Source organism: Nocardia amikacinitolerans NBRC 108937, from assembly GCF_001612615.1.
GTDB classification, from domain to species: Bacteria; Actinomycetota; Actinomycetes; order Mycobacteriales; family Mycobacteriaceae; genus Nocardia; species Nocardia amikacinitolerans.
This window is the reverse complement of record NZ_BDAU01000004.1, coordinates 39,547-55,969: the sequence shown is the minus strand read 5'-3', so window position 1 is coordinate 55,969 and position 16,423 is coordinate 39,547. Positions and strand designations below refer to the sequence as shown.

The 16,423-nt window shown below is 70.6% G+C and carries 13 protein-coding genes; 7 read left to right on the top strand and 6 right to left on the bottom strand.

Going from position 1 to position 16,423, the window contains the following annotated elements; all coding sequences use genetic code 11:
* The first annotated feature begins 112 nt into the window (after positions 1 to 112).
* Both NAM01S_RS04235 and NAM01S_RS04230 read left to right on the top strand, forming a co-directional pair.
* Positions 113 to 1,927 (top strand): DEAD/DEAH box helicase, encoded by a 1,815-nt coding sequence (locus NAM01S_RS04235; protein ID WP_372511614.1) that lies wholly within the window; start codon positions 113 to 115, stop codon positions 1,925 to 1,927.
* Positions 1,927 to 2,481: a hypothetical protein gene (locus NAM01S_RS04230; protein WP_067779564.1), complete on the top strand. Its 555-nt coding sequence runs from the start codon at positions 1,927 to 1,929 to the stop codon at positions 2,479 to 2,481. Before NAM01S_RS04235 ends, NAM01S_RS04230 begins: the two co-directional genes overlap by 1 nt.
* A gap of 268 nt (positions 2,482 to 2,749) precedes the next feature.
* On the opposite strand, the gene NAM01S_RS04225 is transcribed toward NAM01S_RS04230, so the two are convergent.
* Complete coding sequence (locus NAM01S_RS04225; RefSeq protein WP_067779561.1) at positions 2,750 to 4,516, bottom strand: DEAD/DEAH box helicase; 1,767 nt, start codon at positions 4,514 to 4,516, stop codon at positions 2,750 to 2,752.
* A 293-nt stretch (positions 4,517 to 4,809) separates the two neighbouring features.
* Between NAM01S_RS04225 and NAM01S_RS04220 the strand changes: the two genes are divergently transcribed.
* Positions 4,810 to 5,790: a YihY/virulence factor BrkB family protein gene (locus NAM01S_RS04220; RefSeq protein WP_372511617.1), complete on the top strand. Its 981-nt coding sequence runs from the start codon at positions 4,810 to 4,812 to the stop codon at positions 5,788 to 5,790.
* Positions 5,791 to 5,814: 24 nt separating this feature from the next.
* On the opposite strand, the gene NAM01S_RS04215 is transcribed toward NAM01S_RS04220, so the two are convergent.
* Positions 5,815 to 6,051 (bottom strand): DUF3039 domain-containing protein, encoded by a 237-nt coding sequence (locus NAM01S_RS04215; protein ID WP_067780064.1) that lies wholly within the window; start codon positions 6,049 to 6,051, stop codon positions 5,815 to 5,817.
* A 107-nt stretch (positions 6,052 to 6,158) separates the two neighbouring features.
* Between NAM01S_RS04215 and NAM01S_RS04210 the strand changes: the two genes are divergently transcribed.
* Positions 6,159 to 6,572 (top strand): DUF3099 domain-containing protein, encoded by a 414-nt coding sequence (locus NAM01S_RS04210; RefSeq protein WP_084482417.1) that lies wholly within the window; start codon positions 6,159 to 6,161, stop codon positions 6,570 to 6,572.
* 7 nt (positions 6,573 to 6,579) lie between these two features.
* On the opposite strand, the gene NAM01S_RS04205 is transcribed toward NAM01S_RS04210, so the two are convergent.
* Entirely contained in the window at positions 6,580 to 7,875 is a 1,296-nt protein-coding gene (locus NAM01S_RS04205; RefSeq protein ID WP_218018340.1) for an MFS transporter, read from the bottom strand.
* Between the two features lie 250 nt (positions 7,876 to 8,125).
* Between NAM01S_RS04205 and NAM01S_RS04200 the strand changes: the two genes are divergently transcribed.
* From NAM01S_RS04200 to NAM01S_RS04190, 3 genes are all read left to right on the top strand, one after another.
* Positions 8,126 to 8,866, top strand: coding sequence for a VOC family protein (locus NAM01S_RS04200; protein WP_067780058.1), 741 nt, complete (start codon positions 8,126 to 8,128; stop codon positions 8,864 to 8,866).
* A 220-nt stretch (positions 8,867 to 9,086) separates the two neighbouring features.
* Positions 9,087 to 10,604: a DUF7782 domain-containing protein gene (locus NAM01S_RS04195; protein WP_067779555.1), complete on the top strand. Its 1,518-nt coding sequence runs from the start codon at positions 9,087 to 9,089 to the stop codon at positions 10,602 to 10,604.
* Positions 10,605 to 10,800: 196 nt separating this feature from the next.
* On the top strand, positions 10,801 to 11,769 hold the full coding sequence (locus tag NAM01S_RS04190; RefSeq protein WP_067779550.1) for a sigma-70 family RNA polymerase sigma factor: 969 nt from the start codon (positions 10,801 to 10,803) through the stop codon (positions 11,767 to 11,769).
* Between the two features lie 137 nt (positions 11,770 to 11,906).
* Here the strand turns inward: NAM01S_RS04190 and NAM01S_RS04185 are convergent, their stop codons facing one another.
* The 3 genes from NAM01S_RS04185 to NAM01S_RS04175 all read right to left on the bottom strand — a co-directional run bounded on the left by NAM01S_RS04185 (position 11,907) and on the right by NAM01S_RS04175 (position 16,248).
* Positions 11,907 to 12,215, bottom strand: coding sequence for a DUF4333 domain-containing protein (locus tag NAM01S_RS04185; RefSeq protein WP_067779547.1), 309 nt, complete (start codon positions 12,213 to 12,215; stop codon positions 11,907 to 11,909).
* Positions 12,216 to 12,302: 87 nt separating this feature from the next.
* Positions 12,303 to 14,990 carry a bifunctional acetate--CoA ligase family protein/GNAT family N-acetyltransferase gene (locus tag NAM01S_RS04180; protein ID WP_067779544.1) on the bottom strand — a complete coding sequence of 896 codons (2,688 nt, stop codon included), beginning with the start codon at positions 14,988 to 14,990 and terminating at the stop codon, positions 12,303 to 12,305.
* Entirely contained in the window at positions 14,983 to 16,248 is a 1,266-nt protein-coding gene (locus NAM01S_RS04175) for an acetoin utilization protein AcuC (RefSeq protein ID WP_067779540.1), read from the bottom strand. Before NAM01S_RS04175 ends, NAM01S_RS04180 begins: the two co-directional genes overlap by 8 nt.
* Between the last annotated feature and the right edge of the window lie 175 nt (positions 16,249 to 16,423).

The following is a 16,423-nucleotide window of genomic DNA, read 5'->3' as shown; positions in this document are numbered from 1 at the left end:
AAACTTGGTACGGTGTACGTTGTCACGATACTCCATACGCCATACGATGATCTAGGGGTTCGCTCTGCCCAGCACACAGGCCACCTACCTGCCCGACCGTCACCTCTTCGCCTTGTGGACCTGGACGGGCCACGGCCCCGGATTCGCACCGGCGGATCTCGGCGACCGGGAGACGTTGGCGCTCGCACTGCCGACCGGGTCGCGCGGGGCCATCGAAGTCGCCGATGTCGACTGCGCGTTGATCTCGCCCGCGGAACTCGCCGCTCTCGCGCTGGGCGACGATTTGCCTGCCGCCGGTTCCCCGGATCGAGGGCACTCGGCCCCGATGGCATCCGCCGAACCATCCGCCACACCGAGGCCGCTCGACGCGGGCTCGTCGCTGCGAGCATGGCGGACCGTCCTGCGGCAAGGCGAGCCCGTCGACGCACTGCCCATCGCCGCCCACGCCGTACCGGACGCCGTGGGGACCGCGATCGTGTCCGCCGATCGCGCGCTGCGAACCCTGCTCGACACCGAGGCGGTGGCCGCCGACCTGGCGACCACCCTGCACGCCGACCTGCGTCCCTATCAGGCGCGCGGGATCGGCTGGTTGACCGAGACCGTCGAGGCCTACGGCGGCGCGGTGCTCGCCGACGAGATGGGCCTCGGAAAGACGGTGCAGGCCATCGGTTTTCTGCTCGCGCGTGCCGCGGCGGGCGCACAGCTCGTCGTCTGCCCCACGTCGCTGGTCGGCAACTGGGCGCACGAGATCACCCGATTCGCACCGGAACTGCGCCCGATCAGCTGGCGCGGTGGGGAACTCGCCGCGGCCCCGGGTGACATCGTGGTGGTCGGCTACCCGATGCTGCGGCTGCACGGTCACCTCCTCGCCGAACAGAACTGGGCGACAGCGGTATTCGACGAGGCGCAGGCGTTGAAGAACCCGCGCACCCAGCTCGCCAAGGCCGCCCGCGCCCTCACGAGCCCCGCCAAGGTGGCGTTGACCGGCACGCCGGTGGAGAACCACCTCGAGGAACTGTGGGCGTTGTTGCACCTGGTCGCCCCGCGCCTGTTCGCCCATCGCGGCCAGTTCCGCCGCCGTTTCGTCCGGCCCATCCAGGAGGGTTCGGCCGCGGCCGCCGCCCGGCTCCGCGACACGATCGAACCGGTCGTGTTGGCGCGCAAGAAGTTTCAGGTAGCCGCCGCGCTGCCCGCGAAGATCCACACCGATCTGCTCTGCGATCTGACCGCCGAACAGGAGAAGCTCTACGATCAGCTGCTGGAGCGGGCCATCGACGACGGCTTCGGTTCCGGCGCGCAACGGCAGAGCCGGGTGCTGGCCGCGCTCACCGCGCTCAAGCAGGTCTGCAACCACCCGGGCCTGATCACCGGCGATCTGGCCGAGCTGCCCGGTCGTTCGGGCAAGCTCGACCTGTGCACCGACATCGTCGCCACCAACCTCGAAACAGCCTCGCCCACCCTGATTTTCACCCAGTACCGGCAGACCGGTGAACTGCTGGTCCGTCACCTCGCCGAGCAGTTCGGCGTCACCGCGCCGTTCTTCCACGGCGGACTGAACCAGGACCAGCGCGCGGCGATCGTGCGCGACTTCCAGTCCGCGGACGGGCCGCCGGTGCTCGTGCTGAGCCTGCGGGCGGCGGGCACCGGCCTCACCCTGACCCGCGCCGCCGACGTGGTGCACTTCGACCGCTGGTGGAATCCCGCCGTGGAAGCGCAGGCCTCCGACCGCGCGCACCGGATCGGCCAGACCCGCACGGTCACCATCACCACCCTCACCTCCGGAACGACCGTCGAGGAGCACATCGCCGGCATGCACGACCGCAAGTCCGCGCTGACCGACCTGTCGGACTCGGCGGGCATCGCCGCACTGGCCCGCCTCGACGACGACCAACTCGTCGAGATCCTGCGACGGAAGCGAGAGAACTGATGGCGGACAACGAATTCGGCTACACCGCTTGGGGCATGGATTGGGTGCGGCTCGCCGAGCCACTGCGCCAGACCCGGCCCGACCCGCTGCTACCCCGCGCCCGCAGCATCGCCCGCAACAACGGCGTCCAGGCCACGGTCGAAGGCCGCGTCGTGCGTGCGCACATTCATCGCGGCGGGCAGGCCTCGGTGACGCACCTCGAGGTCGCGCCGCTGTCCCGGCAGGCGGTGGCCGCCATCGCGGAAGTGATCCCGGATCCGACGGTACTGACCGACGAGACGCACCGCGCGCTCGTCGCGGCGGAGGTGCGGCCCGCCCCGGTGCTCGCCGCCGTCGACTGCTCGTGCTCGGCGCGCACCGACCGCTGCGTCCACGTGCTCGCCACGCTCTACGACATGGCGCGGCGAGTCGACGAATACCCACGGCTGGCCCTGGAGATCCAGGGTTATTTCGAAGCGGCGCACGCCGATGCGGAGATCACCGTCGAACAGCCGCGCTGGACCCCGATCAATTCCCTCGACCCCGACCACTACTTCGAACCGGCGCGAGTCTGACCGTCAGGCCGCTCGGCGGCGGTGGCCACCCCGTTCGCGAAACCTGGCCCGGCTGTTCCGCGCCGAGACGAGCATCGGCTTCGCGCAGTGGCGCACCCAGATCCGCCTGGCCGCCTCGCTGCCGCTGCTCATGGACGGGCTGCGATCACCGGGGCCGCCGGGCGGGTCGGGTACGCCACGCCGAGCACCCCTGAGCGCTGCGCACGATCGCTCGCTTCAGCGAGGGCGCGACTCGCTCGACGCGTCACCACCCAGCTCGCTGGAGGCGCTACCTCCGACGCAGCGCGGCGATGCGCTCGTGCAGCTGGTCGGCCGTGGCCAGCGCGGTCGGCGGCCCGCCGCACTCGCGGCGCAGCTCGCCGTGGATCACCCCGTGCGGCTTGCCGGTGCGGTGGTGGTGCATGGCCACCAGGCTGTTGAGTTCCTTGCGCAGTTCACCGAGCCGGTCCGCGGTGGCGACCCGCTCGGCGGCGGTCGCGACCTGCGGCGCGGGTTCCACGATCTTCGGCTCACCACGATCGGCCAGCTGCCGCGCTTGGCGCTCGCGCAGCAGCGCGCGCATCTGGTCGGCGTCGAGCAGGCCGGGAATGCCGAGGTAGTCGGCCTCCTCGTCGCTGCCGGCGAAAGTGGCGGTGCCGAACGAGGAGCCGTCGTAGATCACCTGGTCGAGCTCGGCGTCCGCGGCGAGCGCCACGAACTTCTTCTCTTCCTCGCCCGGCTCGTCCTTCTGCTTGGCCGCGTCGGTCAGCAGCTCGTCGTCGAGGCCGTTCTTCTCCCGGTGCGGCTTGCCGATGACGTGGTCGCGCTGCAACTCCAGCTGAGCGGCCAGATCCAGCAGCACCGGCACCGAGGGCAGGAACACGCTCGCCGTCTCGCCGGGTCGGCGGGCACGCACGAATCGACCGATGGCCTGGGCGAAGTAGAGCGGCGTCGAAGCGCTGGTCGCGTAGACACCGACGGCGAGGCGCGGCACGTCGACGCCCTCGGACACCATGCGCACCGCGACCATCCACGGCTGGGTGTTGTTGCTGAACTCGGCGATCCGGTTCGAAGACGCGGGGTCGTCGGAGAGCACCAGCGCGGGCCGCTCGCCCGAAATGTGTTCGAGCAGTTCGGCGTAGTCGCGGGCCCGGTCCTGATCGGTGGCGATCACCAGGCCGCCCGCGTCGGGCATGCCCGAGGCGCGCTTCTGGCGCAGCCGGATGTCGGCGGCGCGCAGCACCGCGGAGATCCAGTCGCCCGCGGGGTCCAGCGCGGTGCGCCATGCGCGCGCGGTCTGTTCGGCGTTGAGCGGCTCGCCGAGCCGGGCCGAGTGCTCCTCGCCAGCGCTGTCGCGCCAATGCGCGTCACCGGAGTAGGCCAGGAAGACCACCGGCCGGACGACGCCGTCAGCCAGCGCCTCGGCGTAGCCGTAGGTGTGGTCGGCGCGCGACTTGGGGAAGCCGGATTCGTCGGGCTCGTAGACGACGAACGGGATCTGGCTGTCGTCGGAGCGGAACGGCGTACCGGTCAGCGCCAGCCTGCGCGTCGCGTCGCCGAACGCCTCCGCGGTCGCGTCGCCCCAGCTCTTGGCATCGCCCGCGTGGTGGATCTCGTCGAGGATCACCAGCGTCCTGCGGTTCTCGGTGCGCACCCGGTGCCTGGACGGATGCGAGGCGACCTGCGCGTAGGTGACGACCACGCCGTGGTAGTCACCGGAGGTGCCGCCGGTGGCGTTGGAGAACCGGGAATCCAGCTGGATGCCACTGCGCGCGGCCGAGGCCGCCCACTGGTGCTTGAGGTGTTCGGTCGGCGCGACCACCGTGATCTGGTCCACGGTGCGGTCGGCGAGCAGTTCGGCCGCCACCCGCAGCGCGAAGGTGGTCTTACCCGCGCCCGGCGTCGCCACGGCGAGGAAGTCGCGCGGCTTGGTTGCCAGGTATTTCGTGAGCGCGCGCCGCTGCCACGCGCGTAGCGAACCGCCCCCGGCTGCCGACTTTCCCGAATCGCCCGGCGTCGCTCCATCTCCCGCCGCAGCGCCATCCGACCCAGTCACGCAGAAGACAGTAGCGGCCGGGGACGGCGTGTCGCCAAACCGACGCGGCGGTCGCGATCCGCGTCACATTCCCCGCGCGCCGCCCCGTGTTCACCTGTTGCCCGCCGACACGATGCGGGGACGGACCGGTGCGCGAGCGTCCGGTGCGCGATGCTGTAAGCACCATGACCGAAGCCAGTCCCCCACCCGCGCGCGGGCCCGAACCGATCCACAGCGGCGGCGCGGGCACTCCGCCGCGCGGCGCGGACGTCGTCGCCCGGCGGATCCGGCATGCCGGTCGGCAGGCCCGCAGACTGGTGATCCGGGTGTCGAGGAAGGCGTGGGACGACGCGATCTTCGCCAAATCCGCGACCGCCGCGTTCTGGCAGACCCTGTCGCTGGCCCCGCTGTTGCTCGGGGTGCTCGGCAGTCTCGGTTACGTCGGCGGCTGGTTCGGGCCCGACACCGTCGAGATCGTGGAGTCCAAGATCATCACGTTCAGCCGGGAGCTGTTCAGCGAGGCCGTCGTCACCGACCTGATCGAACCGACCGTCGGCGACGTGCTCGGGCGCGGGCGCGGCGCGGTGGTGTCGTTCGGCTTCGTGCTCTCGCTGTGGGCCGGATCCTCGGCGATGGCGACCTTCGTCGACGCGATCGTGGAGGCGCACGACCAGCAGGACGCGCGGCATCCGGTGTGGCAGCGCATCTTCGCGCTGCTGCTCTACGTGCTGTTCCTGGTGGCGGCGGTGTTCATCCTGCCGCTCGTCGCACTCGGTCCCAGCCTGATCGGCCGGGTGCTGCCGGACGGGTGGCGCGAGCCGGGCCTACAGCTGCTGGACAGCTTCTACTACCCCGGCGTCGGCCTGTTGCTCATCGTCGGCCTGACCACGCTGTACAAGCTGGCACTGCATCGCACGCTGCCCTGGCATCGGCTGTTCGCCGGGGCGCTCGTCGCGGGCGTGTTCTTCATGGCGGCCAGCGAGGGGCTGCGCCGATACCTGTCCTGGATCACCGCGACCGGCGTGAGTTACGGCGCGTTGGCGACGCCGATCGCGTTCCTGCTCTTCACGTTCTTCCTCGGCTTCGCGGTGATTCTCGGCGCCGAGTTCAACGCCGCGGTCCAGGAGTTCTGGCCCGCCCGCGCCACCCGCATCGAGCAGATGAAGGAATGGATCTCCAACCAGGTGCGCGGCGAGACGCCGGAGGAGGAGACCGACGCCGACGAGGCGGGTCGCGCGGAGTCGGCGCGCGCGATCACCTCCGCCGCGCGGGACGCGCTGCGTAGCTCGAGGTGACCGCGCGGTCGAAGGTCGCGGGACTCAGTCGCCCTTGCGCAGGGACTCGTAGACCTTCTTGCACTCCGGGCAGACCGGCGAACCGGGCTTCGGCGAGCGGGTCACCGGGAACACCTCGCCGCACAGGGCCACGACCACGGTGCCCATGACGGCGCTCTCGGCGATCTTGTCCTTCTTCACATAGTGGAAGAACTTCGGGGTGTCGTCGCCCGTCGTCTCGTCGGTGGTCGTATCCGGGCGAACCAGGGTGTCGGTACTCACGGATTCCATGATGCCGTATGACGGTCCGGCGGGTCGCCCGCGCCCGAAGCCCGCGGCGAATCGACCTGGTGTGTGCGCGGGGAGCACCGGAGTGGAAGACTCAGGGTATGCAGCAGTACGGCGACTCCTCCGACGCCGACGACATCGGCCGCGGTGTTCGCCCGGACGTCTCATCCGGTCCTTCCCCGTCGCGCGGGTACTTCCCCGGAAGCGACGACAAGCACCCGGTGCTCATCACCGAGGCCGCCCCGTCGCTCGAGGATCAGCATCGCGCGCGGGTGCGCAGGTACACAATCCTGATGGCGTTCCGTATCCCCGCGCTTGTGCTGGCCGCAGTCGCCTACAGCGCGTGGGGCAGCGCCCTGATCTCGCTGCTGATCATCGGCGCGTCGATTCCGCTGCCGTGGATCGCGGTGCTCATCGCCAACGACCGCCCGCCGCGGCGCAAGGACGAACCCAGCCGCTGGGACCGCCCCCGCAAGGCCATCGAATCCCGCCCGCACAACGCCATCGACGGGTGAGCGGTTCTCAGGCGCCGACCCGCCTGCGGATGACGATCGACATCAGCGCCGCCAGCCCGCACAACGCGCCCGCCACGTACCAGGCCGTGTCGTAGCTGCCCTGCGCGTCGCGAATGACGCCCGCGCCGGTGGCCGCGATCGCCGAGCCGATCTGGTGCGAGGCGAAGACCCAGCCGAAGGCCACCGGCCCGTCCTCGCCGAACAGCTCGCGGCACAGCGCGACCGTCGGCGGGACGGTCGCGATCCAGTCCAGGCCGTAGAAGATCACGAAGACCCACATGCTCGGCTCGGTGTGCGGCGCGAACAACGACGGCAGGATCAGCAGTGAGAGCCCGCGCAGGCTGTAATACGCCAGCAGCAGATAGCGCGGGTCGACGCGGTCGGTGAGCCACCCCGAGGCGATGGTGCCCGCCACGTCGAAGACACCGACCAGCGCGAGCAGCCCGGCCGCGGTCGTCGGCGGCATCCCGTGGTCGTGCGCCGCGCTGACGAAGTGGGTGCCGACCAGACCGTTGGTCGAGGCGCCGCACACCGCGAAACCACCTGCCAGCAACCAGAATCCGCGCGTCCGCGCGATCCGCGCCAGCACGGTGAGCGCCCGCGTCGCGCCACCCTGCGCGGTGGTGCGCATCCCGGCGGGCGAACCGGGTTCCGCGCCGTACGCGGAAACGCCTACGTCGCTGGGGAAGTCGCGGACGAACAGCAGAACGAGCGGCACCACCGCCAGCGCCGCGCCGGCCACCACCAGCGCGGGCAGCCGCCAGCCGTGCTCGTGCGCCAGCGCCGAGACCAGCGGGAGGAAGACCAGTTGTCCGGTCGCGCCCGCGGCCGTCAGGACGCCGGTGACCAAACCGCGATGGCGCACGAACCAGCGCCCGGTGATGGTCGCCACGAACGGCATCGACATCGAGCCGACACCGACGCCGACCAGCAGACCCCAGGTCGCGACCAGTTGCCAAGCCTGGGTCATGAAGACGGTCAGTCCGCTGCCCGCCGCGACGAGCACCAGCGCGCAGGCCACCACCCTGCGGATGCCGAACTTGTCCATCAGCGCGGCGGCGAACGGCGAGATGAGCCCGTAGAGCAGCAGATTCAGCGAGACCGCGAAACCGATGGTGCCGTGCGACCACCCGAACTCCGCGTGCAGCGGGTCCATCAGCACGCTCGGCACGGAACGGAACGCGGCCGCGCCGAGCAGCGCGACGAAGCCGACCCCCGCGACGATCCAGGCCGGGTGCGGCCGCCGCGCCGCCTTGTCGACGGGCTCGGCGGGCTCGACTGGCTCGGCCGGTGAGGTGCGCAGTTCGGTCACCCGCCGAGCTTGCCGGAAAGCCGCGCGCCGAACGAGTGGCACGAATGCCACAGAACATCGAGATTCCGCCAAACCGGTTCGACAGTCTCCCGGCCGCCCCTTACTGTGTCCCGGGGGCACGGCAGCCTTGTGGCCTGCGTCGCACTCGCCGCTTGCCGTGTCCCGCAACACCTGCTCGGCGCACGCGCCGGGCCACCACGTCGGCGGTCGCGGGAACCTCCCGCACGGCACAGGAGACAACATGATTCGCTGGGTCTGGGCGTTCCTCGACCGTCCCGCACAACGTTTCGACGCCTGCGCGACCTTCTGGTCGACCATCACCGGCACCCAGCTCTCCCCGCGTCGCGGCGACGACAACCAATTCCTCACGCTGCTGCCGGATCCCGCGCTGTTCGCCGCGGCCGGGGTCAAGATGCAGTCGGTGAACGGCCTCGGCGGCGTGCACCTGGACTTCGACGTCGACGACATCCCCGCCGCCGTGCGCGTCGCGCTGGACCTGAACGCCGAACTGGTCGCCAATCACCCCGACTACGCGGTGCTTCGCTCGCCGGCCGGGCAGATCTTCTGCTTCACCCCGAGCGGACGCGCCAAGGGCCACCCCGCGCCCGCCTTCCGCGCGCCCGACGGCACGCTGAGCCGCCTCGACCAGGTCTGCCTGGACATCGGCGCGGCAGATCACGACGTGGAGACACGCTTCTGGGCCGACCTCACCGGCTGGAAGCACACGCCGGGCCGACTCGCCGAGTTCTCCCGGCTGCGCCCGGCGGAGCCGATGCCGGTCCAGTTGCTGTTGCAGCGCCTCGGCGAGAACCGGCCGACCAGCGCCCACATCGATCTGTCCTCGTCCGATATCGAGGCCACCGCGGCATGGCACGAATCGCTCGGCGCGACTGTGGTGCGCCGCCACGAGCACTGGATCGTGATGACCGATCCGGGCGACGCCGTGTACTGCGTCACCGCACGCGACCCGAAGGGGGTGTGATCCGGGCCGCGGTGCTGTCTGGTCGGCACCGACTCTGTGGTGACCGCCCGCGGCCTCCGCGGTGATGTCCTCGGCATCACCTGCGCGGTGCCGCATTCTCCGCACGCCTCCCGCAGCGTTGTGCCCTCGGCACCACGGTGACGCGTCCTCGGCACGGCCCACGCGGTGACGTGGACAACGGGTTACGGATGCGCACGGGTAGCGGTGGCAGAGTACGTGTGTGCCTACGAACCAGACGACCACCGGATCCCTGCTCACCGCCCTGTGCCCGGAGCTGCGGACGGCGCTGACCCGCGTCGGCTACGACGCCGACACGCTGCTGTCGGCGCTGGGACCGGACGCGCACGCGGCGCTGGGCCGGTCCGAGCCGGTGCCGGTGCGGCGGGCGGCGCGGGCGGCGGGTGAACTCGGCACGCTGATCCGGCTGTTGCTGCTCGGCGACGCCCTGCCCGAGCGCGAGGTTGCGGCCGCGCTGGCGCCGGTGGACGTCGACCGGGCCGTCGCGGCGGGTCTGCTGGAGCGTCACGGCGACGAGGTCCGCGCGGCATTGGATCTGCGCCCGCTGGACGCGGGCGAGGGCAACCGCTGGATCCTGTCCGATCTGGACGACTCGATGTGCAGGCGAACCCTCACCGAGGATCACGTGCTCGGCGTAGGCCACGCCTCGCTGTCGCTCCTGCGCGCCACGCCGACCCGGCCGGTCGGATCCGTGCTCGATCTCGGCACCGGCTGCGGCGTGCAGGCGGTGCACGCCGCCTCCTACGCGCGCACCGTCACCGCGACCGACGTGAATCCGCGCGCGCTGTGGCTCGCCGAGGCGACGGCCGCGCTCAACGGCCTCGACATCGAGCTGCTGGAGGGTTCCTGGTTCGAACCGGTGGCCGGGCGACGGTTCGATCAGGTGGTGGCGAATCCGCCGTTCGTCGTCGGCCCCGCGCGCATCGAGCACACCTACCGCGATTCGGGCCTTGCCTTGGACGGCGCCAGCAGGCTGGTCGTCTCGCGCGCGCCCGAGCTGCTCGCGCCGGGCGGCACCGCGGCCATGCTGGCGGCCTGGGTGCACGTGGACGGCGAGGACTGGCGCCAGCGCGTCTCCTCGTGGCTGCCCGCGCACGGTGTCGACGCCTGGGTGGTGCAGCGCGATGTCGCCGATCCGGCGCTGTACGTCGGCACCTGGCTGCGTGACGCGGGCCTCGACCCGCGCGATCCGTCGTCGCAGGCCCGCGCCGAGCAGTGGCTGGACGCGTTCGCCGCCGCCGACGTCGAGGGCATCGGTTTCGGCTTCGTCTACCTGCGCGCGATCGACGGTCCCACCGAGTTGCTCGCCGAGGACCTCACGCACGGCTTCGACGATCCGCTCGGCGCCGAGGCGAGCGCCTATTTCGAACGGTCGGCCTGGCTGCGCGCCGTGGCGAGTGACGAAAACCACGCCTGGACCGCACGTTTCGCGGTCGAGCCAACGACGGCGCTGGAACGGGTGTCCCTGCCCGGTCCGGACGGCTGGGCCGAGCGTGTCGCGCGGCTGCACCGGGGCGACGGTCCGCGCTGGCAGCACGAGGTGGACGAGACGACGATCTCGCTGGTCGCGGGAATGCGCCCGGACGGACTTCCGTTGTACGAGCTGGTCGAACTGCTGGCGCTCGCCCACGGAGCCGAGGAGGTGACGCCGGAGTTCGCGGCCGACGCGCTCACCGTCGTCGCCGGTTTGGTCCGGCACGGGTTGATCGCTCCCGTGTAAGCACGGGGCAACCGGGTATGCGTCGGCGGAGGCATCGGACAGGGAGGCGTTCCCGCCCGCGGGGGTTCTCAGGAACTTCTCAGACGTAAGTGACCGAAACCGCAGTTCAGAAGCGGTTTATCGGGGCGCGAGCGGGGAACTTTCTCTCTGTCGGGTCCGTTGATCGGAGTGAGACACCACCGACAGGAGGCAAGTCATGACCAGCCCCGCCACCACTCGAGTGCGCACCAGCGAATCGGACCTCGACGCCCAGAGCCCTGCCGCCGACTTGGTACGCGTGTACCTGAACGGAATCGGCCGCACCGCGCTGCTCTCGGCAGCTGACGAGGTCGAGCTGGCCAAGCGCATCGAGGCGGGCCTCTACGCCCAGCATCTGCTGGAAACGGGCAAGCGGCTTTCCGCCGGCCGGAAGAAGGATCTCGCCATCATCGTGCGCGACGGCCAGGCCGCACGGGCGCACCTGCTCGAAGCCAACCTTCGCCTCGTGGTCTCGCTCGCCAAGCGCTACACCGGTCGCGGCATGCCGCTGCTGGATCTCATCCAAGAGGGCAATCTGGGCTTGATCAGGGCGATGGAGAAGTTCGACTACGCCAAGGGATTCAAGTTCTCCACCTACGCGACGTGGTGGATCCGCCAGGCCATCACCCGCGGCATGGCCGATCAGAGCCGCACCATCCGGCTGCCCGTCCACCTCGTCGAGCAGGTGAACAAGCTGGCCAGGATCAAGCGGGAGTTGCACCAGCAGCTGGGCCGCGAAGCCACCGACGAAGAGCTGGCCAACGAGTCGGGCATCCCGGTCGACAAGATCTCCGATCTGCTCGATCACAGCCGCGACCCGGTGAGCCTGGACATGCCGGTCGGCAACGACGAAGAGGCGCCGCTCGGCGATTTCATCGAGGACTCCGAGGCCACGTCGGCCGAGTCCGCGGTGATCGCGGGACTGCTGCACCACGACGTGCGCAGCGTCCTCGCGACGTTGGACGAGCGCGAACAGCAGGTCATCCGCCTGCGCTTCGGCTTGGACGACGGCCAGCCGCGCACCCTCGACCAGATCGGCAAGCTCTTCGGCCTGTCCCGCGAGCGGGTGCGTCAGATCGAGCGTGAGGTCATGGCGAAGCTGCGCAAGGGCGAGCGGGCCGACCGCCTGCGGGCCTACGCCAGCTGACCCATCGACGCCGGGTGTTTTCCGAGGCGCCCCGGCGTCCGACTTGGTGACCTACGCGGTCACCGCACAGACGCCGACCGGTGTCCGCGCGACCCGCCCCCTCCGGATTCCGCGCGAACCGGTCGGCGAACTCGTTGTCAGGCCGGATCGACGGCGACGTCGTAGTTGACCTTGTCGCCTTCCACCGAGGTCACCGTCACGGTGAGGCCGAGCGTCTCGCCGCCCGCGGTCAACGTGCACCGCATGGTTGTACCGACCTTGCCATCCAGGTCAGCGGGGCAGTCGATGCTGTCGGGTTCCTGCCCGACCTCCTCGGTCAAGGTCTGCTTGACCGACTTCTCCAGCTCGCCTTCCTTGACCTGGGGCGTGGAGGAACCGACCTCCACCGAACATCCCGCTGCCAGGAACGCAAGGGCGAAAAGCCCGGCGAGGGTAGTGGTTTTCATGTCGACACCTCTCTGGTCGATTCTCTCGGATCTTCACCAGATCGGGTGCCGCCCGAGCGACGTTAACGCCGCTCGACGACAACGGCCTCATGCCAACCGCCGCGGGCCGACGTCGAACCGGCTGGGCTCGGGGCCGATTCGACCGCGCGCGTAGAGGATTTCCGCCGAGGTCGGCGAGGCAAGCACGGGATCGAAGGCCAGCTCGCGCATTTCGGGGAGGTCGTCGAACAGCGCCGAAATACGTTGCGCCAGTTCGGCGAGCGCGGCCTTGTCCACCCGCGGACTCGCCGGCGTGCCGGAGAGCAGCGGGGCCGCGCGCGGAGCGTCGATCAGCGCCGCCGCCTCGTCGCTGGTCAGCGGGAGCGCGCGATAGGCGCGGTCGCCGAGCATTTCGATGATCATGCCGGACAGACCGAACTCGATCACCGACCCGAAGGACGGGTCGTCCTGCACGCGCAGGATGCAGCCGACGCCCTTGGTCGCCATCTTCTGGATGTGCAGCACCGGGTCACCGCAGGTCTCCACCAGGTCGGTGTAGGCCTGGCGCACCGCCTCCGGCCGCCACAGGTCGAGCCGCACGCCGATCAAATCGGGCCTGCGCCGCCACATCTCGCCGGTGGCCTTCGCCGCCACCGGATAGCCCAGTTCCTCGGCCGCCGCCACCGCCTCCTCGGCGTCGCGCACCTCGCGGAACTCGACGACCTGGATGCCGTAGCAGGTGAGCAGCTCGGCGGCCTCCAGATCGGTCAGCCAGCGGCCGCCGGAATCGACCATCCACTTCGCCACCAGTCCCCTGGCTCGCTCGGTATCGATGCCGTCCGGTCGCACCACCACCGACGCGGGTTTGTCCCGCCACTCCGCGTAGCGGCGGACCCGAGCCAACGCCCGCGCGGCGCGTTCGGGATCCGGATACGACGGAATCGATCCGTGCACCGCCATCCCGCCCTGACCGCGCACCGCGAGCAGATTCGGAATGCCCTGCTCGGCGATGAACGTGGTGAGAATCGGTTTGTCCGCCTCGGGCACCGCGGCAGCGGCGGCCCGGATGGCGTCGGCGAACCCGGCCATCGGCAGCGGCACCGGTGGCGCGAAAACCACGATGACGGAATCGGTCTCGTCGGACCGCAGGGCGGCGACGACCGCGTCGAGGTACGCGCCCGGCGTCGCCTGCGGCCCCAGATTCACCGGCTCGGCCACGTCGAGGCCCTCACCGCGGGCCGCGTCGACCGCCAGCCAGCTGAGCGCGGTGCTGTTGCTGACCACCGCGAGGCGTGACCCGCGGGGCAGCGGCTGATAGCCGAGCAGCGCGGCGCAGTCGAACAACTCCGAGATCGAGTCCACCTGCACGATGCCCGCCTGCGCGAACAGGTCTCGCACGATCGAGCGATCCATATCGCGCGGGGGCTGGCTGCGCCCCGCCTGCCGCCCGCTGCTCACCGCGACGATCGGTTTGGTGCGCGCCACCCGTCGCGCGATCCGGGAGAACTTGCGTGGGTTACCGAAGCTCTCCAGGTACAGCAGGATCACGTCGGTGTCGGGCGCGGTGTCCCAGTACTGGAGCAGATCGTTGCCGGACACGTCGGCGCGGTTGCCCGCCGAGACGAACGTCGAGAGACCCAGGTTCCGCGCGGCCGCCTCGCCGAGGATGGCCGCGCCCAACGGCCCGGACTGACAGAAGAATCCGATCCGCCCGCGCGCGGGCAGCACCGGCGCCAACGTCGCGTTCAGCGACACCGCCGGGTCGGTGTTGGCGATGCCCAACGCGCTCGGACCGACCACCCGCATGCCGTGCACTCGCGCGGCCGCGACCAGATCGCGCTCGGCGGCGAGGCCTTCCGGGCCGGTCTCGCCGAACCCGGCCGTCAACACCACCAAACCCTTGACACCCTTGGCCATACAGTCGTCGAGGACCGAGTCGATCGCGGCGGCGGGCACCGCGACCACCGCCAAGTCCACCTCGTCGGGAATCTCGCGCACGGTGGCGTAGGCGCGCACGCCGCGCACGAACTTCCGGGTGGGATTGACCGGATACACCGGCCCCTGGAACACGCCCGACAGCAGGTTGGCAAGCACCACGCCGCCGACCCGGCCCGCGGCGGGCGTGGCGCCGATCACCGCGACCGAACCCGGCGCGAGCAGATTCCCGACGCTGCGCGCTTCCGAGGCGCGTTCCCGCGAATCCCGCACGGAAACCAGCGCTTCGGTGGGGTCGATGGCGAACTCCAGGTGCAGCACCGAGCCGTCCCTGCTGCGCTCGACCTGATACCCGGCCTCGCGGAAGACGGTGACCATCACGGTGTTCTCGGCCAGCACCTCCGCGACGAAGGTCTCGATCTTGTTCTCCGCCGCCGCGCCCGCCAGGTGCTCGAGCAGGATGGAGCCGAGGCCGCGCCCCTGGTGCCCGTCGGCCACCACGAAAGCGACCTCGGCGGCGCGCGGACCGGTGCGGTCGAGCAGTTCGTAACGGCCCACCGCGATGATCTGCTCGCCGAGCTCGACCACCAGACCGACCCGGTCGTGATAGTCGAGATGGGTCGTCCGGTACAGGTCCTTCGGCGAGATGCGCGGGTAGGGACCGAAATACCGCAGGTACCTGGTGCGATCGGAGAGCGCGGCGTGGAATTCCTGTAAACGGTCGCCGTCCTCGGGGGTCACCGGCCGCAGCCGCACCACCCCGCCGTCGGAGGCGAGCACGTCGGCGAACCAGTGTTGCGGCGGCGGTGGTGGCGTCGCGGGCGTCGACGGAGAGTCCGGGACGGGGATCTGCTCAGTCACGGGGGTCCTCCGGATCCAAGCCGAGCAACCCGAAGCATGCTCGGCGCGTTGCCAATACGGCCGTGTCTACGGCCCGCTGCGCACGGTCGGCGCGCGCATCCCCAGTCTCCACCGTTCCGCCGGGCCCGTCCCACGGACGAAATGTGATGTCGCCCCCTTCGCCCATGGTGCGCGGTGGCTCGGTGTTCGGCGCCACTGCGCGCACCAGATCGATCCACTCCTGCGGCACCGGCGTTTCCGGCGCGATGTCGCGGTCGAGCGCGGTGGCCAGCAGGTGCGTCCACGCTCGCGGGACCACCCGAACCAAGCCGTATCCACCGCCGCCGACGGCGAGCCAGCGTCCCTCGGCGTACTGATCGGCGAGATCCCGCATGGCGCGGAACGCCGCGCGCTGTCCGTCCACCGTGAGTTCCAGGTCGGCGAGCGGATCCTCGCGGTGGGTGTCCACACCGCACTGGCTCACCACGATCTGCGGGCGGAACGCGGCGACCGCGCCGGGCACCACCGCGTGAAAACCACGCAGCCACTGGGCATCTCGGGTCCCGGGCAACATCGGCAGGTTGATCGCGGTGCCTTCGGCCGCGCCGGTGCCGATCTCCTCGGCCCAGCCGGTGTTGGGCCACAGGGTCGCCGGGTGCTGATGGATCGAGACGGTGAGCACCCTCGGGTCCCCGTAGAAGGCGCGCTGCACGCCGTCGCCGTGGTGCACGTCGACGTCGAGATAGGCGATGCGGTCGAAGCCGTGATCGAGCAGCCAGGAGATCGCCACGGCCGCATCGTTGTAGACGCAGAAGCCCGAAGCGGACGCGGGCATCGCGTGATGCATGCCACCGCCGATGCTGACCGCCCGCCGGGTCCGGCCCTCGGCGATCTCGCGCGCCGCGGCCAGCGTGCCGCCGACGATGATCGAGGCCGCCTGGTGCATGCGCGGGAACACCGGATTGTCGGGCGATCCCAGGCCGTAGGGCGGGGCGAGCGGCTCGCCCGCGGGCGCCACCGCGTGCTCGACCGCCTCGATGTAGTCGGCGGTGTGCACGCGCAACAGTTCGTCGCGGCTCGCGGGAGCGGGCTCCAACCGCTCGACACCGTCGAGCAATCCCAGACTTTCGGCCAACGACATGGTGAACTTCAGTCGCGCCGGTTTCATGGGGTGCTCCGGCGTCCAGCTGTAGTCGAGGAAGCGTTCACTCCACACGACGGTGCCCGAACTCCGGTGCGCCCCTGGTTCGCGGGGCGACGCCGAGGGTGCAGTGGCCATGCTCGCAACGGTACGCGGGAAGCTAGCAGCCCCGTCGGGTGTTTGTATGCAGTAGAAATGAGGCAAGTGCGAACACGGCGACAGGCCGTGCGCCGAGGCGGTTCCGGCGGTGGGACGCGATCCGACACGGCGCACGGTGCTGTCGCCGTGCGTGGGTAGAATTCGTGCCGACGAA